General features: G+C 39.5%; 22 protein-coding genes. 15 read left to right on the top strand and 7 right to left on the bottom strand.

Annotation, left to right across the window (positions count from 1 at the left end):
* Positions 1 to 34 precede the first annotated feature (34 nt).
* Positions 35 to 1,345, bottom strand: coding sequence for an ABC transporter permease (locus DQ356_RS07625; RefSeq protein ID WP_114304056.1), 1,311 nt, complete (start codon positions 1,343 to 1,345; stop codon positions 35 to 37).
* A 45-nt stretch (positions 1,346 to 1,390) separates the two neighbouring features.
* Positions 1,391 to 2,308, bottom strand: a complete 918-nt coding sequence (locus tag DQ356_RS07630; RefSeq protein ID WP_114303892.1) for an ABC transporter ATP-binding protein — start codon at positions 2,306 to 2,308, stop codon at positions 1,391 to 1,393.
* Positions 2,309 to 2,444: 136 nt separating this feature from the next.
* Here DQ356_RS07630 and DQ356_RS07635 point away from each other — a divergent pair, with 136 nt between their 5' ends.
* From DQ356_RS07635 to DQ356_RS07655, 5 genes are all read left to right on the top strand, one after another.
* A complete protein-coding gene (locus tag DQ356_RS07635) occupies positions 2,445 to 2,783 on the top strand; it encodes an ArsR/SmtB family transcription factor (protein ID WP_114303893.1) in 339 nt (112 codons plus the stop codon).
* A gap of 15 nt (positions 2,784 to 2,798) precedes the next feature.
* Positions 2,799 to 3,272 carry a DUF6428 family protein gene (locus tag DQ356_RS07640; protein ID WP_114303894.1) on the top strand — a complete coding sequence of 158 codons (474 nt, stop codon included), beginning with the start codon at positions 2,799 to 2,801 and terminating at the stop codon, positions 3,270 to 3,272.
* Positions 3,273 to 3,289: 17 nt separating this feature from the next.
* Positions 3,290 to 3,904 carry an arsenate-mycothiol transferase ArsC gene (locus DQ356_RS07645; protein ID WP_114303895.1) on the top strand — a complete coding sequence of 205 codons (615 nt, stop codon included), beginning with the start codon at positions 3,290 to 3,292 and terminating at the stop codon, positions 3,902 to 3,904.
* A gap of 3 nt (positions 3,905 to 3,907) precedes the next feature.
* The gene (gene arsB, locus DQ356_RS07650; protein WP_114303896.1) at positions 3,908 to 4,939 is read left to right on the top strand and encodes an ACR3 family arsenite efflux transporter; all 1,032 of its coding nucleotides are present in this window, start codon (positions 3,908 to 3,910) and stop codon (positions 4,937 to 4,939) included.
* 387 nt (positions 4,940 to 5,326) lie between these two features.
* The gene (locus DQ356_RS07655) at positions 5,327 to 5,788 is read left to right on the top strand and encodes a cupin domain-containing protein (RefSeq protein ID WP_228420689.1); all 462 of its coding nucleotides are present in this window, start codon (positions 5,327 to 5,329) and stop codon (positions 5,786 to 5,788) included.
* A 117-nt stretch (positions 5,789 to 5,905) separates the two neighbouring features.
* Here DQ356_RS07655 and DQ356_RS07660 read toward each other — a convergent pair whose 3' ends face one another.
* From DQ356_RS07660 to DQ356_RS07670, 3 genes are all read right to left on the bottom strand, one after another.
* Positions 5,906 to 6,334, bottom strand: coding sequence for a DUF4268 domain-containing protein (locus DQ356_RS07660; protein ID WP_114303898.1), 429 nt, complete (start codon positions 6,332 to 6,334; stop codon positions 5,906 to 5,908).
* Positions 6,335 to 6,344: 10 nt separating this feature from the next.
* Entirely contained in the window at positions 6,345 to 7,079 is a 735-nt protein-coding gene (lipB, locus tag DQ356_RS07665; protein ID WP_114303899.1) for a lipoyl(octanoyl) transferase LipB, read from the bottom strand.
* 75 nt (positions 7,080 to 7,154) lie between these two features.
* Positions 7,155 to 7,718 carry an anthranilate synthase component II gene (locus DQ356_RS07670; protein ID WP_114304057.1) on the bottom strand — a complete coding sequence of 188 codons (564 nt, stop codon included), beginning with the start codon at positions 7,716 to 7,718 and terminating at the stop codon, positions 7,155 to 7,157.
* Between the two features lie 103 nt (positions 7,719 to 7,821).
* Between DQ356_RS07670 and lysS the strand changes: the two genes are divergently transcribed.
* The 5 genes from lysS (at position 7,822) to DQ356_RS07695 (ending at position 14,502) form a co-directional block, all read left to right on the top strand.
* Positions 7,822 to 9,528: a lysine--tRNA ligase gene (lysS, locus tag DQ356_RS07675; protein ID WP_114303900.1), complete on the top strand. Its 1,707-nt coding sequence runs from the start codon at positions 7,822 to 7,824 to the stop codon at positions 9,526 to 9,528.
* Between the two features lie 222 nt (positions 9,529 to 9,750).
* On the top strand, positions 9,751 to 11,685 hold the full coding sequence (gyrB, locus tag DQ356_RS07680; RefSeq protein WP_114303901.1) for a DNA topoisomerase (ATP-hydrolyzing) subunit B: 1,935 nt from the start codon (positions 9,751 to 9,753) through the stop codon (positions 11,683 to 11,685).
* A 72-nt stretch (positions 11,686 to 11,757) separates the two neighbouring features.
* Positions 11,758 to 12,549: a DUF3298 and DUF4163 domain-containing protein gene (locus DQ356_RS07685; RefSeq protein ID WP_114303902.1), complete on the top strand. Its 792-nt coding sequence runs from the start codon at positions 11,758 to 11,760 to the stop codon at positions 12,547 to 12,549.
* 20 nt (positions 12,550 to 12,569) lie between these two features.
* Positions 12,570 to 13,421: a diacylglycerol/lipid kinase family protein gene (locus DQ356_RS07690; RefSeq protein WP_114303903.1), complete on the top strand. Its 852-nt coding sequence runs from the start codon at positions 12,570 to 12,572 to the stop codon at positions 13,419 to 13,421.
* A gap of 109 nt (positions 13,422 to 13,530) precedes the next feature.
* Complete coding sequence (locus tag DQ356_RS07695; protein ID WP_114304058.1) at positions 13,531 to 14,502, top strand: NAD-dependent epimerase/dehydratase family protein; 972 nt, start codon at positions 13,531 to 13,533, stop codon at positions 14,500 to 14,502.
* Positions 14,503 to 14,588: 86 nt separating this feature from the next.
* On the opposite strand, the gene DQ356_RS07700 is transcribed toward DQ356_RS07695, so the two are convergent.
* Both DQ356_RS07700 and DQ356_RS07705 read right to left on the bottom strand, forming a co-directional pair.
* Positions 14,589 to 15,797 (bottom strand): metallophosphoesterase, encoded by a 1,209-nt coding sequence (locus DQ356_RS07700; RefSeq protein ID WP_114303904.1) that lies wholly within the window; start codon positions 15,795 to 15,797, stop codon positions 14,589 to 14,591.
* Between the two features lie 63 nt (positions 15,798 to 15,860).
* Positions 15,861 to 16,928, bottom strand: a complete 1,068-nt coding sequence (locus tag DQ356_RS07705; protein ID WP_114303905.1) for a 3-oxoacyl-ACP synthase III family protein — start codon at positions 16,926 to 16,928, stop codon at positions 15,861 to 15,863.
* A gap of 102 nt (positions 16,929 to 17,030) precedes the next feature.
* On the opposite strand from DQ356_RS07705, the gene DQ356_RS07710 reads away from it, so the two are divergent.
* The 5 genes from DQ356_RS07710 to DQ356_RS07730 all read left to right on the top strand — a co-directional run bounded on the left by DQ356_RS07710 (position 17,031) and on the right by DQ356_RS07730 (position 19,891).
* Positions 17,031 to 17,600, top strand: coding sequence for a hypothetical protein (locus DQ356_RS07710; protein WP_114304059.1), 570 nt, complete (start codon positions 17,031 to 17,033; stop codon positions 17,598 to 17,600).
* Complete coding sequence (ubiE, locus tag DQ356_RS07715) at positions 17,600 to 18,328, top strand: bifunctional demethylmenaquinone methyltransferase/2-methoxy-6-polyprenyl-1,4-benzoquinol methylase UbiE (protein ID WP_114303906.1); 729 nt, start codon at positions 17,600 to 17,602, stop codon at positions 18,326 to 18,328. Before DQ356_RS07710 ends, ubiE begins: the two co-directional genes overlap by 1 nt.
* 41 nt (positions 18,329 to 18,369) lie before the next feature.
* Positions 18,370 to 19,152 carry a type IX secretion/gliding motility protein PorT/SprT gene (gene porT / locus DQ356_RS07720; protein ID WP_114303907.1) on the top strand — a complete coding sequence of 261 codons (783 nt, stop codon included), beginning with the start codon at positions 18,370 to 18,372 and terminating at the stop codon, positions 19,150 to 19,152.
* A gap of 149 nt (positions 19,153 to 19,301) precedes the next feature.
* Positions 19,302 to 19,604, top strand: coding sequence for a hypothetical protein (locus DQ356_RS07725; RefSeq protein ID WP_114303908.1), 303 nt, complete (start codon positions 19,302 to 19,304; stop codon positions 19,602 to 19,604).
* A complete protein-coding gene (locus DQ356_RS07730; protein WP_114303909.1) occupies positions 19,604 to 19,891 on the top strand; it encodes a cell division protein ZapA in 288 nt (95 codons plus the stop codon). The genes DQ356_RS07725 and DQ356_RS07730 overlap by 1 nt, the downstream gene beginning before the upstream one ends.
* The last annotated feature ends 104 nt before the right edge of the window (positions 19,892 to 19,995 follow it).

The raw sequence follows: 19,995 nt of genomic DNA on the forward strand, positions 1-19,995 counted from the left end.
TGAGCAAAACGATCTTTACTTCTTCCTGTTCAAATTAATTTCTGATCCATTTCCAGAGTTCTTTCAGCGTGGCTTTGTTTCCGTACATCAGGATGCCGACACGGTAAATCTTAGCGGCAATAAACACCATAAGTAAAGAACTGAGGATGAGCAAAACCATCGAAAGGAATATCTGCCAGCCCGGAACTCCAAACGGAATTCGTGCGACCATGGCTACAGGAGAAGTAAAAGGGATCACCGAAAGCCAGAACCCGAGCGGACCGTCGGGATTGTTAATGATGGTAATACTTCCGTACATTCCCACCATAAGAGGAATAATAGCAAATAAGGTAAACTGCTGCGTTTCGGTTTCGTTGTCCACAGCGGAACCAATAGCGGCATACATAGAACTGTAAAAAATATAGCCAAACAGGAAAAAGAACAGGAAAACAAAAATGACCAGCGGCACGTTCATTTCCAGTAAAATATGGGATATTTCTCCCGCCATTTGCCTTATATCCAATTCTTCTACCATCGTCTCGCTGCCTGCCGGAAGGGTATCCTTCATGGTGCTGAATCCGGTATTGAGGACTAATGCGCCGGCAAGAGCCATTGTAATCCAGACCATGAACTGGGTGAGTGCCACCAAAGTAACGCCGAATATTTTCCCCATCATCAGATCAAAAGGTTTTACCGAAGAAATGATGATTTCCACAACACGGTTATTTTTTTCTTCCAGAACGCTGCGCATGACCCGAACGCCATAAATAATGATGAACATGAAGGTAGCATACATCAGAATCATTCCCAAACCGTATTTTACACCGAAATCCAGATCGCTGTCTATTTTTTTTGTATCGTGAATATCGCTGCTTTTCAGCTTGAAATCGGCATCCAGTTCTGCGATGCGGCTTTCGTCAATATTCATTGCTTTTATTCGGGCGGTGCGAACAATATCGGAGAGGTCGTTCACGATGCGTTGGCGGGTATCAAGCCCAATTTTATTGTTGATGATCAGTTGCGAACCTTTTTCCATTGCCTCAAAATTTTCCGCTTGAAGCGGAGCAATAATGAGAAGAGCATCTACGGTTTCGCTGTCTTTCAAATTTTTGAGATGCTGTTGCTCCTTGTCGGGATTTACACTCAAGTATTTTAACTTGCTGTCCGACTGTATTTTATCGGCAAACAGGCCGCTTTTATCCAATACCTGTACGGTGTATTGCGTTTCATTTGCTTTCAGCATCACGGCGATAAAAGCTCCAAAAGCGATCATCAGCACCGGCGCCAGAACAGTGAGAACGATGAAAGATTTCTTTTTTACTTGGGTCAGATATTCACGCTTGGTGATAAGGAGGATATTCTTCATGATTTTTTTTAAAATATTCAGCACTATTTAGTGCGGTTCCGTATTTTACAAAGCACCGGTATTTCCTACCGCGTTGATGAATACTTCGTTCATGCTTGGGATTTTTTCCTGAAAAGAACGAATCTTACCTATTTGAACCAATTGGCTGATGAGTGCATTCTGATCGTCATGCCTTGTGATTTCAAAAGTGGAAAGATTGTTATCCGAATGATGTTGCTGAACGCCGTTCATCTGAAGGAAATTTCCCAATTTTTCAGGATCTGCATCAGCCAAAGTAATACTGAAGATGTTCTTTTTAAACTGTTCGCGAACATCAAACACTTTTCCGTCCAGAATCTTCCGGGAATTATTGATAAGAGCTACAGCGTCACACAATTCTTCTACACTTTCCATGCGGTGAGTGGAGAGAATAATGGTAGTTCCGTTTTTCTTCAGGTTCAGAATCTGATCTTTTATCAGATTGGCATTAACAGGATCAAAACCTGAAAACGGTTCGTCCAAAATTAACAGTTTCGGACGATGAAGAACCGTCACCACAAACTGTATTTTCTGCGCCATTCCTTTGGAAAGTTCACTGAGTTTTTTCTTCCACCATTGGTCAATATTCAGTTGCTCAAACCAGTACTTCGCTTCGTGAAGGGCATCGTTCTTAGACATTCCTTTCAGTTCTCCGAAATACAGAATCTGATCGCCGACCGTCATGTTTTTATAAAGACCTCTTTCTTCAGGCATATAACCGATATCCCGGATGTGCGCGTTTTTCAGTTGTTCTCCACGGATCAATACCGTTCCGGCATCGGGTTGCGTAATTTGATTAATAATTCTGATAAAAGTGGTTTTGCCGGCACCATTCGGACCTAAAAGACCGTAGATACTGCCTTCAGGTACATGAATACTGAAATCCTGAAGTGCGGTTTTCTTTCCTGCGTTGTATGTTTTGGTAATATTTTCTGCTCTGAGCATAGTAGAGTAGGAGTCTGATTTTAGGAAGCCGAAGATACGGAAAAATTGCGGTTTGACGAGATTGTTTTATTCAAGATGAAAATGTTGTTTGTACTTATAATTCTTTATCGTAATATTGCAATATAGAAATAAGAAGATGGAAACAGAACTTACAAAACCAAAGGACTTTACAGACAGCCAACACGAAATGGCTCATATTATAAAAGCATTGGGACATCCTGCACGGGTGGCGATAATAGAATATTTATTATCTGTGGATACCTGTATCTGCGGAGATATTGTTGATGTACTTCCTTTGGCACAGCCCACTGTTTCAAGACATTTAAAAGAACTTAAAAATGCCAAACTGATCAAGGGTACCATTGAAGGCAATACGATTTGCTACTGCATTGATGAAAATACGATTGAAGAGCTACAAAAATATTTTACGAATATTTCGGCAAAACTCACCCTGAAAAACCAAAATTGTTGCTAATAAAATAATACAAACATGAAATTATCACAAGTAAAAGCTCTGTTGCCTACCTTAGAAACTGTAAGTTTCAAACTTGAAAATGGCTCTTTCGTTCCAGAACATTTTCACGTTACTGAAGTTGGAATGGTAACCAAAAATTTTATTGATTGTGGCGGCGTCATTCGCACAGAAAAAACGGTAAATTTTCAACTATGGAATGCCAATGATTTTGAACATCGTTTAAAACCCGCTAAACTTTTAAACATCATTAAACTATCTGAAGAGAAGTTAGGCATTGAAGATGCAGAAATTGAAGTAGAATATCAAAGCGACACGATTGGGAAATATTCGTTAGCGTTTGACGGAACAAATTTCATTTTGCAAAACAAAACAACTGCTTGTTTAGCCCAAGACCAATGTGGAATGCCACAAGAAAAACAGAAAATAAAATTGTCGGAATTGCAAACGGCTCAAACATCTTCTTGTTCGCCAAATTCGGGCTGTTGCTAACCACAAAACAAAATACGATGTATCAAAAACTAATCGAAGTCATTAACAACAAAATAGACGTTCACCGCATCAGTGAAGAACGTAAAACCATAGTACAGCCGTTGATAGATTTTATACAACAAAAAGTAAATAGCCAACAGGATATCATTATCAATTTCATCTGTACCCATAATTCTCGAAGAAGCCATTTATCCCAGGTTTGGGCACAGGTAGCATCAGCACATTTTAATATTCCAAACGTGTATTGTTATTCAGGGGGAACAGAAGAGACAGCACTATTCCCGAAAGTTGCAGAAACATTGACAGAACAGGGATTTACTATTTTCAAAATTGCAGATACCCACAACCCTGTATATGCCATAAAGTACAGCGATAATGCTTTGCCTATCATCGGATTTTCAAAAAAATATGATAGTCTTTTCAATCCTGTATCAGCCTTCGCAGCCATTATGACCTGTTCGCAAGCAGACGGTGGATGTCCGTTTATAGGAGGAGCAGAACAAAGAATACCTATCACATTTGAAGACCCGAAAATTTCTGACGGTACAACAGAACAGACCAAAGTTTATGCAGAAAGAAGTTTGCAGATAGCTGCCGAAATGTTCTATGTTTTTTCAATGATTAAAAAGTAACAGATGCAAGCAAAACTAAAATTTCTTGACAGATATCTAACCTTATGGATATTCCTTGCAATGGCGTTTGGTGTGGGGTTGGGGTATTTCTTTCCTAATATTTCAAATATTACAAATTCTCTTTCTGTTGGCACAACCAATATTCCCTTAGCTATCGGATTGATATTGATGATGTATCCGCCTTTGGCGAAAGTGGATTACACCTTATTGCCTAAAGCTTTAAAGGACGGAAAAGTAATAGCTATTTCCCTTTTGCTGAACTGGGTTATCGGTACCGTTTTGATGTTTGGATTAGCCGTTTTATTCTTACGCAACGAGCCCGAATATATGTCGGGATTAATTTTAATCGGTTTGGCACGGTGCATCGCAATGGTTATTGTGTGGAGCGATCTGGCAAAAGCAAACAGAGAATATACCGCATTATTGGTCGCTCTAAACAGCATTTTTCAGATTTTGACTTATAGTTTTTTCGTTTGGCTGTTCATCAACATATTGCCCAATACATTAGGTTTAGCCAATTTCAGTGTCAGCGTTTCCATGAAAGACGTTACACAAAGTGTTTTGATTTATTTGGGCATTCCTTTTTTTGCTGGTTTCGTAAGCCGTTATTATCTCGTAAAATCGAAAGGTATTGAATGGTATAATAGGAAGTTTGTTCCAAAAATATCGCCTATTACATTGTATGCTTTACTATTTACCATCGTGCTGATGTTCAGTTTAAAAGGCGACAAAATACTGGAATTGCCTTTGGATGTTTTAAAAATAGCGATACCCTTAATCATTTATTTTGTAGTGATGTTTTTCCTGAGTTTTTTCATCAGTAAATTTCTAAAAGTCCCTTACGACAAGAACGCATCTATTGCATTTACAGCTACTGGTAACAACTTTGAATTGGCCATTGCAGTGGCTATCGCAGTTTTCGGGATTCACTCGCCTCAGGCATTTGTGGGTGTCATCGGCCCTTTGGTAGAAGTTCCTGTTTTAATTTTACTGGTTCGGGCAAGCCTGTTTTTAAAACGAAAATATTACAAATAATGACAACGAAAATTTTAGTGCTCTGCACAGGAGTCTGTTGCAGACGTAGATAGGTAAGGGTTATTTACACCAAAGATTCGCCGTGCTTGGTTGATTCAATATGTTTACAAGTATTTGTCAATTCTTTTAAAAATAATTTCGTGGTTTTTAATAAGATTGCTCATGTATTTAATCGATTGGTAATCAAATAAATATACGGTTTTTTAACCAAATGAACAGTCTTTTTTTATCTAATTCTCAAATGCGCAATAGGTTAATCATTTAAACATTTAACCGATTAAAACAATTAATCATTTAAACAATTAACATTTTCCTTATTTTAGCCGTTTAATCGAGGGTTCAGCGAATTATAAAACTGAACGATTTGCGAATCGAAAAAACACAATAATGAAACCGGAACTCATAGAGGGAAGCATTCATAAAGATGCCCGAGGGAGCATCGCGTACAATAATATCTTTAGTGAATGTCTGACAGATCAGGGAATTAAAAAGGTATTTACCCTGCGGAATACTGATACCGTGTCCGTAAGGGCATGGCAGGGCCATGCAGTGGAACAGCGCTGGTTTTCTGCATTGACTGGAAAGTTTAAAGTCCTCCTCATAGAAATTGACGATTGGGAAAACCCTTCTCCGGACTTGCCTCAGTTAGAGTATGTTCTGACCGCAGATCAGATGGACATATTACATATTCCTGCAGGGTATGCAAGTTCCATTCAGGCACTTGACGAATGCTCAGTCCTGCTGGTTATGGCGGATTACGCACAGGGAGAATTGCAGGATGAGTACCGCTTCCCGCCGGAGTACTTTAAAGAAAAACAGAATGAAGTTTCAAAGCAAATTTGCAAATAAGCAAAGCAACACAATCATCTGTGGAATCTGTGCGCAAAACAATCCCTCAGCTTGCAACACCCTTCGAGGGTGAGAAAAATTGATGAGTTTATAAAACCTGAATTAGCGCCATTAGACTCACACATCCTTTATGAAATCCTCATACTCCAGATAGAAGCGTTCGAAGCCGTCCATTTTTTCGATAAAGAATTCAAAGATGTCCCGCCAGGAAGTTTTGTTGAAGATGGAAACTCCGGTTTTTTCGGCCCAGATTCGGCTGATCACTTTGCCGTTATCTAACGTATAAAATTCGTCTTTCTGGAATTGGCCGATATATTCCTCAAGAATCTTTTCCAAGGACCATATTTTTTCATAATACGCATTCCGGAACAGTTCATCTTTCATTTCAATATCCAATGAAACTTCTGCTTTCTTATTATCTGCGCTGAATTTGAATGAAAAATCCTTGATTTTGGTATCATACAGAATCCATTTCCTCGGAAAACTTTTTCCAAAAGCAGTCCAGAATTCTTTTTTCAGTTGGGCGGCTTCTTCTTTGCTAAACATGAATGAAGGCTTACTTGTTCAGAATTTCAAAGCGGGCTCCAAACACATCAATGAAATGCTTTTTGATTTTCTCTTTAACTTCAGCAGTTTCTTCTTCAGTAAAATTCCGTTCCAGTTCGCGAGCGAGGGAAGTGACCGCTTTGTCTTTGATACCGCAAGGAATGATGTATTCAAAATACCTCAAATCGGTATTCACGTTCAGCGCAAATCCGTGCATCGTCACCCATTTGGAAGTTTTCACACCCAGAGCACATATTTTTCTGGCATAAGGCCGTCCTACATCCAGCCAAACGCCGGTTTCGCCTTCACTTCGTTCGCCTTTCAGACCGTATTCTTCAATCACGCGGATGATGACTTCTTCCAGATTTCTCATGTAGAGGTGGATGTCCGATTTAAAATTATCCAGATCGACAATAGGGTAGCCTACAATTTGTCCGAAACCATGATAAGTAATATCGCCGCCACGGTTGGTTTTCACGAAAGTAGCGTTGATTTCCTTTAATTTATGTTCGTTGGCGAGCATATTGTGTTCATCCCCAGATTTCCCTAAAGTATAAACATGAGGGTGTTCTACAAAAAGAAAATAATTGGGAGTTTCTTCGATATTTCCATCAGTGCGGTCACGGTTTGTGGTTTTCAGATCGATGATGGATTTCATCAGCTGTTCCTGCTTCGCAAAGGCGTCCATATAATCGGTAATTCCAAGATCCTGAAATTGTATCGTTTTATTTTGGGTAATGGTCATGAGAATGATTTTGACGGACAAAGGTACAAAATAATGTTCTTATGCAGAGAATAACAATTGTGTAAGTAGCAGTTTTTATTTCAGAAAATTGCTCAGAATTGTTTTCCCAAAAGGTGTGAGAATGCTTTCCGGGTGAAACTGTACACCGTGAACAGGATATTTTTTGTGTTGCAGAGACATGATTCTGCCTTCAGGATCCAGTGAAGTAATTTCTAGTTCATCAGGAAAATTTTCTGTCGTTACGGCCCAACTGTGATATCTTCCGACGTCAAAAGAGTCGGGAAGGTTTTTCAGCAACCTACATTCTTTTATTCGAATTGCTTTTGTAGCTACGCCGTGAAAAGGCTGTTTCAGGTTGATCAGGCTTCCGCCAAAAACTTCGGCAATAGCCTGCATTCCGAGACAAACTCCCAAAATTGGTTTTTTGTGATGAAATTCTTGAATCACATCAAGAAGATTTCCCGCTTCAGAAGGAACTCCCGGTCCTGGTGAAAGGATGATTTTGTCGAATTCCTCTATTTCTTTCAGGCCGATTTCATTATTTTTAGCGACAAAAATAGGGTGGCCCACAATCTGTTCTGTCATCTGAACCAAATTGTAGGTAAAACTGTCGTAGTTGTCTAAAACAAGAATTTTCATAACCATTCCTGCAGCGAAAGTAAGAAACTTTTTGCAGGATCAAAACGCAGGATTTTAAACTCATCAGAAATCCGTAAATTTGCCACCTTTAAAGCTATACAAAATGTCGTTATCTGAACAGGAGATCATCCGCCGCGAAAAATTACAAAAACTGACAGCCATGGGAATTGATGCATTTCCGGCTGCTGAATACACCATTTCCGATACCACCAAAACCATCAAAGAAAGTTTTGAGGAGAATAAAAAGGTGAAAATTGCCGGCCGTCTGATGTCGAGAAGAATTCAGGGAAAGGCGAGTTTCGCAGAACTTCAGGATTCCGAAGGGAGGATTCAGGTTTATTTTAACCGCGATGAAATATGCCCGGGAGACAATAAAGAGCTTTATAATGAAGTCTACAAACACCTTTTGGATATAGGTGATATTATAGGAATTGAAGGTGAACTGTTTAAAACTCAGGTCGGAGAAATGACGGTGATGGTGAAAAATTTCACCCTTCTTACCAAAGCATTAAGACCTTTACCACAGGCGAAAACCGATGAAAATGGTGTAGTTCATGATGCTTTCAACGATCCTGAACTGCGATACAGACAGCGTTATGTGGATTTAACGGTAAATCCGCATGTGAAAGAAGTTTTTGTGAAAAGAACAAAAATGTTCAATGCCATGCGAACTTTTTTTAATGATGCCGGATACTTTGAAGTAGAAACGCCTGTTCTGCAACCGATTCCCGGTGGTGCTGCAGCGCGGCCGTTTATTACGCATCACAATGCGCTCGATATTCCTTTGTATCTAAGAATTGCCAACGAACTGTATTTGAAAAGATTGATTGTAGGTGGTTTTGACGGGGTTTATGAATTCTCAAAAAACTTCAGAAATGAAGGAATGGACCGCACTCATAATCCGGAATTTACGGCAATGGAAATTTATGTTGCCTATAAAGATTACCACTGGATGATGGATTTCACAGAAAAACTGCTGGAATTTACCGCTAAAGAAGTTAATGGAACTACAGAATCACAGTTCGGGGAACACACTATTAACTGGAAAGCACCGTATCCGCGGATTTCCATGACAGAAGCCATTCAGAAATTTACAGGTTTCGATATCACCGGAAAAACCGAGCAGGAATTATTCGATTTTGCAAAATCTATCGGTATTGAGGTAGACGAAACGATGGGGAAAGGCAAACTGATTGATGAAATTTTCGGTGAAAAATGCGAGGGCAATTTTATACAGCCTACTTTCATTACCGATTATCCGATAGAAATGTCGCCGCTCACTAAAAAACACCGCAGCAAAGAAGGCCTGACAGAACGTTTTGAGCTGATGGTATGCGGAAAAGAAATTGCCAATGCGTACTCCGAGTTGAATGATCCTATAGATCAGCGCGAACGTTTTGAAGAACAAATGAAACTTTCCGAAAAAGGAGATGATGAAGCCATGTTCATTGATCACGATTTTCTTCGCGCTTTGGAATACGGAATGCCGCCGACTTCAGGTTTGGGAATCGGGATGGACAGGCTCATTATGTTTCTTACCAATAATGCGAGCATTCAGGAAGTGCTGTTCTTCCCGCAAATGAAGCCGGAAAAAAACACGTCGCAAATTGAACTTGGCGAAGATGAAAAAGTGATTGTCGAAATTCTGAACTCCCAGTCGGAGCCTATGTCACTATCAGAAGTGAAGGAAAGAAGCCAGCTTTCTGGGAAGAAATGGGATAAAGCTTCCAAAAATTTATCCAAACACAATCTGATGAAAGTGGAGAAAAAAGATGGAGATTTGTTAATGATGTTGATATCAAATAATTAAGATAAAAAAGTTCCTGATTCGGGAACTTTTTTTATATTCAGTTTTCATTATTTTTCATCATTTTCCTGTGTGATTTCGCTTTCATATCTCATTAATTTTTCCGATATTTGCTAGTCTTTTCATTAGCGGGATTTCACGCCTCAGACTTTAGATTTCAGACATTTTTTGAAATTTTTTTTAGTGTTGGGGGAGCTAAATCTCATTTAATATCTAAATTTAATTATGAGCAATAAACAATATACAGCAAGCAGTATTCAGGCACTGGAAGGAATGGAGCACGTTCGTATGCGGCCTTCCATGTACATAGGTGATGTAGGTGTAAGAGGTCTGCACCATTTAGTTTATGAAGTGGTGGATAACTCTATCGATGAGGCTTTGGCAGGACACTGCGACACCATTACAGTAACTATTAAGGAGAATAATGCCATAGAAGTTACCGATAACGGACGGGGTATTCCGGTAGATTTTCACGAAAAAGAGCAAAAATCTGCATTGGAAGTCGTTATGACGAAAATTGGAGCAGGTGGGAAATTCGATAAAGATTCTTATAAAGTATCCGGCGGACTTCACGGTGTTGGTGTGTCTGTCGTTAATGCACTTTCTACAGAAATGGTCACCACAGTGTATCGTGACGGCCACGTTTATCAGCAAATGTACTCACGCGGAAAAGCCAAGGCTGATGTGGAAAAAATTGGCGATAGCGATAAAAAAGGAACTCAACAGTACTTTCAGCCGGATGATACTATCTTTACGGAACTTGTGTATAATTATGATACCCTGGCCAGCAGAATGCGCGAGCTGTCTTATCTTAACAAAGGGATCACCATTACTTTAACCGATGAAAGGGAACGGAATGAAGACGAAACTTTTAAATCTGAAACATTTTATTCCGAAGGCGGACTTAAAGAATTTGTAGAATATATTGATGGAAACCGCGAGGCCATTATGGACAGCGTGATTTTCATGGAAGGTGAACGTGAAGGAATTCCCGTGGAAGTGGCGATGCGTTACAACACTTCCTTCAACGAGAATCTGCATTCTTATGTTAATAATATTAATACCCATGAAGGCGGAACACACTTGGCTGGTTTCAGAAGAGCTTTAACCAGAACTTTAAAGAAATTCGCAGATGAATTGGGACTTCCTGCCAAAGAAAAAGTAGAAGTTACGGGTGATGATTTCCGGGAAGGATTGACGGCTGTAATTTCCGTGAAAGTGATGGAGCCTCAGTTTGAGGGGCAAACCAAAACAAAACTCGGAAACTCTGAGGTTTCAGGAGCAGTGGATAAAATAGTAGGCGAGATGCTGACCAACTTTCTGGAAGAACATCCCAACGAAGCTAAACTGATTGTTCAGAAAGTAGTATTAGCCGCAAAAGCCCGACAGGCTGCCAAGAAAGCCAGAGAAATGGTACAGCGCAAATCGCCGATGGGCGGTGCGGGGCTTCCCGGTAAATTGGCCGACTGTTCTTCCAAAGATCCTGAAATTTCAGAACTATTTCTGGTAGAGGGGGATTCCGCCGGCGGAACAGCGAAACAAGGCCGCGACCGACACTTTCAGGCCATCCTTCCCTTGAGAGGTAAAATTCTGAATGTGGAAAAATCCATGCTTCATAAAGTGTATGAAAACGAAGAAATCAAAAATATCTATACGGCACTCGGCGTTTCCATAGGAACTGAAGAAGATAGCAAGGCTTTGAATATTAGCAAATTAAGATACCATAAAGTAGTAATTATGACAGATGCTGATATTGACGGATCTCACATTTCCACCTTGATTCTTACTTTCTTTTTCAGATATATGAAAGAATTGATTGAACAGGGTTACATTTATATCGCTTCTCCGCCGCTTTATCTTTTGAAAAAAGGAAATAAAAAAGTGTATGCTTGGAACGAAAAAGAAAGAGAAGAAAAAACGCTGGAAATGTCTGCTGATGGCAAAGGAGTAGAAGTTCAGCGGTACAAAGGTCTTGGGGAAATGAATGCAGAACAGCTTTGGGAAACCACCCTGAACCCAGATAACCGAACTTTGAAGCAAGTTACTATCGAAAGCTTGGCAGATGCAGATAATGTATTTTCGATGCTGATGGGAGATGAGGTTCCGCCAAGAAGGGATTTTATTGAGAAGAATGCCCGCTACGCTAGAATTGATGTGTAAGCTTCAACTCTAAATAAAAGCCGTCAAAATGGACGGCTTTTTGTATATTCAGCCAATTCAAAATTGATAAAAATGAAAAATCTCAGTCTTTTATTTCTGGCGTATCTTCTGATGTCCTGTAATCAGAAAAAGATGGACATCAATGAAACTTTGCAGGATACAGATACTATTCCGGTCGCAAAAATGATGTCCATGGATTCCCTGAGCGTAGGAGATACGTTGAAGATTTCCAATACTCTGACTGTTGAATACCGTCAAAAAGTTTTGGTATTCACCGGGATAGATAAAGTAGTGTTGGACAGTCTTTATATAGATGTTCTTCCGAAAAGTAAAACGTTGACATCTTATTCACGGGAAGAAGTGCAAGCTGCATTACACAACGATTTGCAGGAGTATATGAATGAGATGAAAAAAGAAAGCAAGTCCTATATGCCGGAATTCCCCCAAACCTGGGACCGACATTCCATCATGGAAATTTTTTCTGATCAAAATTACTACCTCACGCTTCGTTATACCGGATATGGATATACCGGCGGTGCTCACGGTTATGCCTACGAAATTTATAAAACCGCAGATGTTAAGGAGCAGAAATATGTAGAGCTTTCAGATATTTTGAATCCTTCGCAGATAGACTGGAACACATTGCTTTTAAAGTATGCAGGAGAAAGAAAAGCTGAGTTTTTTGAACCCAATTCTGTTTCGTTCAACCGTAATTTTTATTTCAATTCAGATTCAATTACTTTCGTCTACGGACAGTACGAAATTGCTCCTTATTCCTCAGGCATTATCCATATTACCATTCCTTTTAAAGAACTTTCAACTGCCTTGACGCCTGAATTTAAAAAGAGAATGCAGATTCCATAAGCAAGAAACTTTAGTTAAATATGCAGCACGTTGCTTTTATCATCAATCCACACTCGGCCAAAAAAAATTATCAGCCTTTCCTGAATGAACTTCAGGAGAAAATAGATCATCCTATCTATTATATTTCCGAATCTATTGAAGGAACCGATCGTTTTATTAAAGAACATTTCAATTCGATAGAAATTTTTGTGGCAGTAGGTGGTGACGGCACCATTTCTTCCGTTGCTCAACATCTTATTCATACCGATAAAAAGCTCGCAATTTATCCCGCAGGTTCGGGAAATGGCTTTGCCAATGAAACGAATTTCGGAAAAAACCTGGACCAGCTTTTGGAAAAGATTAAGAAGAATAAATTTCAGAAAATAGATACAGTGACGGTAAACGGGCGTTTATCCATTAATGTTTCAGGAGTGGGGTTTGACAGTAAAGTAGTGAAGGAATTTGAAAAAACAACGCGGGGTTTTTTAAATTATATTAAAGTCAGTCTTGCTGTCTTTTTTCGGTATCAACCGGTTCATTTATCATTTCCTGAAGAGCAGTTTAAGAAATATAATGGCCATTATCTGATGCTGAACGTCGCCAACACCCGTCAGTTTGGAAATCACGCTTACATTGCTCCAAACGCCGACAAAACTGATGGTCTAGCAGAAGCAGTTTTGGTGAAAAAGTTCCCATTTACATACGGGTTGCTGTTTGCGTACAGGATGTTTACAAAACGCCTGAAAGAAGACAGTTATGTTTCGATTGTTTCCACGTCGGGGATGAACGTGAACGCAGATACGGAAGACTGGCATTTGGACGGGGAATATCATGCAATTCCTTCGCCGGTCAACATCAAAGTAGTGCCCGCGAGCCTGAAAGTAATCATTTAAGACATTATTAGTTAAAAAAAATACTGATCAATTATTCTTTTTTTAGGAATAAAAACTGTGTCAGAAATAGGATTAAATCTTTAAATTTGTATAAAATCAAAATATGATCATGGAGTCTTCCACGGAAAAAATACTTATTACCGGTGCTTTAGGACAAATCGGCACCGAACTTACCAACAGGCTGATTGAAATTCACGGAGAAGAAAATGTAGTGGCTTCCGGGCTGGATCGTTGGGATAGTACTACTACCAATGCAAAATATTATGAAAGGATGGACGTTACCAATACCCAGTTGGTGCGGCAGGTAATTCAGGATTATCATATTACTACAGTGTATCATTTGGCTTCATTGCTTTCCGGAACTTCCGAAAAACAGGCGCTTTTTGCATGGAAACTGAATGTGGAACCCTTGATTAATTTTTGTGAAATGGCCAAAGAAGGCCTCATTAATAAAATATTCTGGCCCAGTTCCATCGCTGTTTTTGGGAAAGGAATTCCCAAAGAAAATGTTGCTCAGGAGGTGGTTTTGAATCCTTCCACAGTATATGGAATTTCAAAACTCGCGGGTGAAAAATGGTGCGAATATTATTTTGAAAAATATGGTGTCGATGTAAGAAGTATCCGTTATCCCGGCCTCATTTCCTGGAAAACCCCTGCCGGCGGAGGAACGACAGATTATGCTGTAGAAATTTTTTATGATGCTGTAGAGAAAGGAAGTTACACCAGTTTCATCAGTGAAAATACGGCGATGCCGATGTTGTACATGGAAGATGCGATCAATGCCACTTTACAATTAATGGAAGCTCCGAAAGAAAATATTACGATTCGTACCTCGTACAATTTAGGGGGAATGTCTTTTACACCTGCAGATTTGGCGGCTGAAATTAAGAAAGAAATTCCAGGTTTCACCATAGATTATAAACCGGATTTCCGTCAGGCAATTGCCGATTCGTGGCCCGCTTCTATCGACGATTCCGTTGCGAAGCAGGATTGGGGACTGAACTATGAGTTCGGTTTGCCAGAAATGACTAAAGATATGATTGATAATTTGAAAATAAAACTCGGGAAGGGCATGGTATAGAGTTTTGGGTTATTTTTATTATTACCCTTGAGTTTTAAATGAGCCGGCTTCCCTGAAACCGGCTCTGTTTTTGTCAAATTTTATTATTAGCTCAGTTCAAAAACCGTAATTTCGGGTAATATTCCAACTCTTCCGGGATAGCCGATAACCCCGAAACCACGATTCACATACAGGAATTTGCCTGCGCTTTCGTACAGGTCTGCCCATTTTTTGTAACGGTATTGCACAGGGCTCCATTTTATATTTTTTAAATCGAGGCCAAACTGCATTCCGTGGGTATGCCCGGAGACGGTAAGCTGAATATTGGACGGATGGTCTTTTACTTTTTCATCAAAGTGAGAAGGATCGTGGCTCATCAAAATTTTTGCGGCTTCCGGTGGAATGCCCTTTGTCGCTTTGTCCAAGTCACCATATTGCGGGAAAGGTTTCAAACCCCAATTTTCCACGCCAATGAGGTAAAGCTTTTCACCATTTCTTTCAATAATCCGGTGTTCATTTCTCAGGGTTTCAAAACCCGCTTGACTTTTCAAACGAATCAGCTCGGGAACATTCCGGTCTTTGGTTGCCTTGGAGTGCCATTCTGCATAATGTCCGTAATCATGATTCCCCAACACCGAAAATTTGCCGTCTTTCGATTGTATTTTGGAAAGAAGCGGAATAAAAGGAATGAATTCTTCAGCATAATTATTGACGGTGTCGCCCGTAGCCAGAACGAGATCCGGATTCTGTTCATTAATCAAATCTATGGCCGGGTACAGTTTTTCAGGATTCTTGAAGCTTCCGCTATGAATATCTGAAATCTGAACGATTCTGTATCCTTTGAAACTTTCCGGAAGCCCTGGAATTTTTAATTTCACTTTTCTGGCAGTGTGCCGGTATTTTCCAAACAGGATGCCATCCGTAAACAAAATAGCGAACAGTCCCGTAAGCCCAAGTCCGGCAAGGCCCAAAAATTTTCTTCGTCCGGGATATCCTTTGTCTGAATTTCCTGATAAAGAGTGGGTTCCGAATTCCATCAGCCGGAAAAGATCATCAATCAGAAGAAAAATAACGGCTAAAAGTTTAGGAACTACAAATATTAAAAAAAGCGAAACGATGAACTGAATACGATAATGTCCGCCTTCTGCTTTGCTGAAACTAAGGATCAGATAAACGAGAAGGGCATAGACGGAGACGGTAATAATCCAATAGGCTGTTCTCGCCCATTGTTTTTCGGTAACCATTTTGAAAGCCTGAAACACATAAAATTCCAGGACGAATATAATGGCGGTAAAAATGAGAAGGTTTTTCTGCATATTAAAATAAAAAAGCACAGAAAATTCTCAAATTCTGTGCCCTATTCTGTATTTGTGACTCATTTACGGAAACCGGTAAACAATCGCGTTGATGTTCATTCCTGCTCCTACAGAAGCAAAAACGATATTTCCTTTTTCTTTGAATTGTTGCCCTTCCATTTGGCCGCTAACAATAAGATCATACATGGTAGGAATAGTCGCTACGGAAGAATTTCCAAGCTCCTGAATGGTCATTGGTGCCACGATTTCATCATATTTTTTTTTGCCATAAAGTCTCATCAGCCTGTCAATAATGGCATGATCCATTTTTGCATTCGCCTGATGCAGCAATATTTTGTCGATATCTTCAATACTCAGTCCGGCATCATCTATCGTGGTTTTGATGGCATCGGGAACGTTTTTCAGCGCGTATTCATATATTTTTCTTCCCTGCATGCGGATGTAGAGTTCATTCTGATCCGCTTCTTTATTGAGAGAAGGCGCACTTTCAAGATAGGTGATTTCAACATCATTGTCGCAAACGGTATTGCTGGCAATAATTCCGACATTTTCCTCTTCGGTTGCCTGTACTATGGTAGCTCCTGCGCCATCGGCGAAAATCATTTTATTCCGGTCGTAGGGATCAGTCACTCTGCTCAGTGTTTCGGCTCCGATGACGAGAATTGTTTTGGCAACTCCGGCTTTAATGAGATGATTGGCCAGAATCATTCCTTCTACCCAGCCGGGACATCCGAAGACCATATCGTAGGTGATGCATTTTCTGTTTTTGATTCCCAGTTTATTCTTGACCCTTGAAGCCAGATTCGGCATCAGATTCGGGCGGGCATCCGAGGTAGCGTCTCCGAAATTACTGGCGTAAATAATGTAATCCAGCGTTTCAGGATCTATTCCGGCAGAAGCAATGGCTTTTTTGGAAGCTTCATAGCCTATGTCAGAATTCATTTGATCATCATCAATATATCGGCGGTTTTCAATCTCGGTAATTTCAACAAACTTTCCAATAATCTCTTCTGCAGGCTTATCAATTTTCTCACCGCTGTCCGTGAAAAAAGTGGTATCCATAAAGTGTTTGCGGCCAATGATGTTAGGCGGTAAATAACTGCCTGAGCCTATGATAACTGTATTGGGCATTTTGTAAAAAAAGTAAAAAAAATTAATTGCAAATGTATGAATTAAAATCTATAAGGCAGAATGAAAATTATTATTAAATTTGCAAAAATCTCCATAACGGATATGAAAATGAGTCCTGCCTTAAAAGGTTTCCTTATCTCTGTTGTTGCCGTTCTGATGGCTTTCGGAATATACTTCCTGTTTCTGGCCAAAAAGGATGCTTATTTGGTAGATAATCCCACTTCAGAAACCTATTATTTTAAACTCAATAAAGGTGCAGAGAAAATTATTTCCGGTGGGCAATATGTAGAAGTGGATCTGAATAAAGGCCAGAACAGCATTCAGGTTTTTGATAAACATAAGAAATTGCTATATGATTCTGCGTTTACTGTCGCGAGGCAACGCGGAATGGTGAATATTGCACATCAGGATTATTATATCCATACCCAATATTACGGATATGATGTTGATAAAGATTCCCTACTAATGACATTGGGAACGACGACGATTGATAATGAAAATTATTTCGGAGCGCCAAAACACTTCAAATCTTTGTATGCGGAGGATTTCTATTATAATGTTAATGAAAATTACGACCGCATTATCAAAAATATTCAAAAGACAGAAACCCGGACGAAAATATTCCGGAAACAGGATTTTTTAAATTATTATAAAGAACATTATCAATTTTAATGAGCAATACAGATCCGGTGAAGCCGTATAATTCCGAGGCGAGCAAAAAAAGTGAAGTGGAGGATATGTTTGATAATATCGCTCCCAAGTATGATTTGCTCAATCATGTTCTTTCTTTGAAGATCGACGTCATCTGGCGCAATACGCTGACCAAATGGATGAAGAAAGATGATGTAAAAGAAGTCCTGGATGTGGCAACAGGAACCGGCGATTTGGCCATTGCCATTCAAAAAGGAACCGGTGCGAAGGTTGTAGGATTGGATTTATCGCAACAAATGTTAAATGTTGGTGCTGTTAAAATAAAAAAACTTAATTTAGACGGCAGAATTTTACTACAGAAAGGTGATGCTGAACAGTTGCCGTTTGAAGACGATCGTTTTGATGCGGTATCCGTAGCATTTGGAGTCCGGAATTTTGAAAATCTGAACAAAGGATTGGCGGAACTGAGAAGAGTGGTGAAGAAAGAAAAAAGCGTTTATATTTTGGAATTTTCCAAAGTGGAAGGCCTTTTGGCACCGCTGTATATGTTTTATTTTAAAAATATTCTTCCGATGATTGGAAGATTGGTTTCCAAGGATAACCGCGCGTATACTTATCTGCCCGATTCGGTAAATGCATTTCCGTTCGGAGAAAAAATGAAACAGATCCTGCTGGAAACAGGATTCAAAAAAGTGGAATATAAAAAACTAAGTTTAGGGATTGCCACCATTTATAAAGCCACCAAATAGTACGGCGTTAAAGAAATGGGTAAGAAAAATTAAATATACACATGAATAAAATTTTATTAAAATCACTGGTTTTAGTATCCTTTACATTTGCGACACTGGCTGATGCTCAGTTCCGAACCAGAGACAGAATGGACAGGTTGGAGAGTTTTGATCATCAGAAATTCAGCTGGGGCTTTTATCTTAACGGAAATTTGTTTGATTTCCATACGGTTTTGCACCCAAGATACGGGATGAGTGGCAATCATAATCTGGTTTCGGCCAAACCGATGGGTGGTTTTGGTGCCGGACTTATCGGAAAAATGAGGCTGAATGATTATTTTGATCTGAGGTTGGAGCCAGGATTACAGTTTGCTGAAAGAGAAATTGTTTTCAATACCCAGTCCAATGATCAATATGCGGCCGGAACGCTTACCAATCCTCCTTTTATCCCTTTTCCAATGGATGAAGATGATCGGGTGAGAAGAGTAAAATCTACCATGTTGGATATTCCAGTACTTGTGGAAATGCACGGAGAAAGATGGTACAATACCCGCCCTTATGTTGCTGCCGGAGTTAATTATGTAGTTAATTTACAATCAAATGCCAACAGTGATGATGATAATCTTCAACAGGTTTTTCGTTCTACCACGCATAATTTCGCATGGTCTGCCGAAATCGGAATTCAGATTTATTTCAATCGTTTCAAGCTGACTCCGGGAATTCGCGGTACCTTTTTCATGAACAATGAAATGGTAGCCGATAATCCGGCAACGCCGCCATATTGGGCAAAAGCAGTTTCTACATTGCAAACCAGAGCGTTTATGTTCACGCTGAAATTTGAATAAAAATCAATACAATATCAAGATAAAGAGAAAGTTACCCACGCTTTCTCTTTTTTATTTTCGTAGTAAAACAAAAAAGAAGAGGTTTTGTAATTGATTCATCATTTAAATTTTATATTTTTGCTTAAATGTTAGAATTTTAAAAACCTGAAATGCTCAAAGATTTAGAACAACATTTTTTGGAACTGGAAAACAGAATTGCGGCAATTAGCAAAAATTATCAGTCGCTTTCCAAAGAATATATCGCTCTAAATGAAGAGCTCCAAGAACTGAAGGAAAAATATGATGAAGAGAGAAAAAAAAATCAGGTATTAGCAGAAGAACAAAAAAATATAAAACTTTATTCAGCAATAGCAGGAAATCCGGAACATAACAGGCTGATGAAAAACCACCTGAACCGCCTCATCAAAGAAGTAGATTTCTGCATTGCCGAACTTCAAAACAGCGGATTGTAATGGATGTAAGACGAATTACCATTAATATTGCAGGAAGAGTATACCCGCTGAATGTTCCCGCAGCAGAAGAAGAAACACTGCGCAAAGTCGGGAAGCAGATTGAACTCATGATTAAAGATTTTGAACAGAATTTTGATGTGCGCGACAAGCAGGATGCTCTTGCGATGTGTGCACTGAAACTGGGAACCAATGCAGAAGTAACTGCGCTGGCCAATGAAAACAATATTAAAGCTTCCTCCGAACGGCTGAAAAAAATCAACCAAAACCTGGAAGCACTGGAAAAGTAGATTTTTCTTTTCCAAAAAACTGCCTACAATAGTTCTAACACATTAAAGGTAAACTCAACGCTAAACAATTACCGAACAAATGTCCTTTGAATGGCGTGCCGCAT

The organism is Chryseobacterium lacus (genome assembly GCF_003336205.1).
GTDB lineage: Bacteria > Bacteroidota > Bacteroidia > Flavobacteriales > Weeksellaceae > Chryseobacterium_A > Chryseobacterium_A lacus.

Excerpts from the sequence above, each read along its gene's own strand:
- DQ356_RS07655 (WP_228420689.1), top strand. The coding sequence starts at position 5,327 with ATGAAACCGGAACTCATAGAGGGAAGCATTCATAAAGATGCCCGAGGG.
- lipB (WP_114303899.1), bottom strand. The coding sequence starts at position 7,079 with ATGACCATTACCCAAAATAAAACGATACAATTTCAGGATCTTGGAATT.
- DQ356_RS07645 (WP_114303895.1), top strand. The coding sequence starts at position 3,290 with ATGTATCAAAAACTAATCGAAGTCATTAACAACAAAATAGACGTTCAC.
- DQ356_RS07625 (WP_114304056.1), bottom strand. The coding sequence starts at position 1,345 with ATGAAGAATATCCTCCTTATCACCAAGCGTGAATATCTGACCCAAGTA.
- DQ356_RS07700 (WP_114303904.1), bottom strand. The coding sequence starts at position 15,797 with ATGCAGAAAAACCTTCTCATTTTTACCGCCATTATATTCGTCCTGGAA.
- gyrB (WP_114303901.1), top strand. The coding sequence starts at position 9,751 with ATGAGCAATAAACAATATACAGCAAGCAGTATTCAGGCACTGGAAGGA.
- DQ356_RS07660 (WP_114303898.1), bottom strand. The coding sequence starts at position 6,334 with ATGTTTAGCAAAGAAGAAGCCGCCCAACTGAAAAAAGAATTCTGGACT.
- DQ356_RS07705 (WP_114303905.1), bottom strand. The coding sequence starts at position 16,928 with ATGCCCAATACAGTTATCATAGGCTCAGGCAGTTATTTACCGCCTAAC.
- DQ356_RS07710 (WP_114304059.1), top strand. The coding sequence starts at position 17,031 with ATGAAAATGAGTCCTGCCTTAAAAGGTTTCCTTATCTCTGTTGTTGCC.
- DQ356_RS07690 (WP_114303903.1), top strand. The coding sequence starts at position 12,570 with ATGCAGCACGTTGCTTTTATCATCAATCCACACTCGGCCAAAAAAAAT.
- DQ356_RS07725 (WP_114303908.1), top strand. The coding sequence starts at position 19,302 with ATGCTCAAAGATTTAGAACAACATTTTTTGGAACTGGAAAACAGAATT.
- DQ356_RS07635 (WP_114303893.1), top strand. The coding sequence starts at position 2,445 with ATGGAAACAGAACTTACAAAACCAAAGGACTTTACAGACAGCCAACAC.
- DQ356_RS07630 (WP_114303892.1), bottom strand. The coding sequence starts at position 2,308 with ATGCTCAGAGCAGAAAATATTACCAAAACATACAACGCAGGAAAGAAA.
- DQ356_RS07685 (WP_114303902.1), top strand. The coding sequence starts at position 11,758 with ATGAAAAATCTCAGTCTTTTATTTCTGGCGTATCTTCTGATGTCCTGT.
- DQ356_RS07695 (WP_114304058.1), top strand. The coding sequence starts at position 13,531 with ATGGAGTCTTCCACGGAAAAAATACTTATTACCGGTGCTTTAGGACAA.
- DQ356_RS07730 (WP_114303909.1), top strand. The coding sequence starts at position 19,604 with ATGGATGTAAGACGAATTACCATTAATATTGCAGGAAGAGTATACCCG.
- ubiE (WP_114303906.1), top strand. The coding sequence starts at position 17,600 with ATGAGCAATACAGATCCGGTGAAGCCGTATAATTCCGAGGCGAGCAAA.
- DQ356_RS07640 (WP_114303894.1), top strand. The coding sequence starts at position 2,799 with ATGAAATTATCACAAGTAAAAGCTCTGTTGCCTACCTTAGAAACTGTA.
- porT (WP_114303907.1), top strand. The coding sequence starts at position 18,370 with ATGAATAAAATTTTATTAAAATCACTGGTTTTAGTATCCTTTACATTT.
- lysS (WP_114303900.1), top strand. The coding sequence starts at position 7,822 with ATGTCGTTATCTGAACAGGAGATCATCCGCCGCGAAAAATTACAAAAA.
- arsB (WP_114303896.1), top strand. The coding sequence starts at position 3,908 with ATGCAAGCAAAACTAAAATTTCTTGACAGATATCTAACCTTATGGATA.
- DQ356_RS07670 (WP_114304057.1), bottom strand. The coding sequence starts at position 7,718 with ATGAAAATTCTTGTTTTAGACAACTACGACAGTTTTACCTACAATTTG.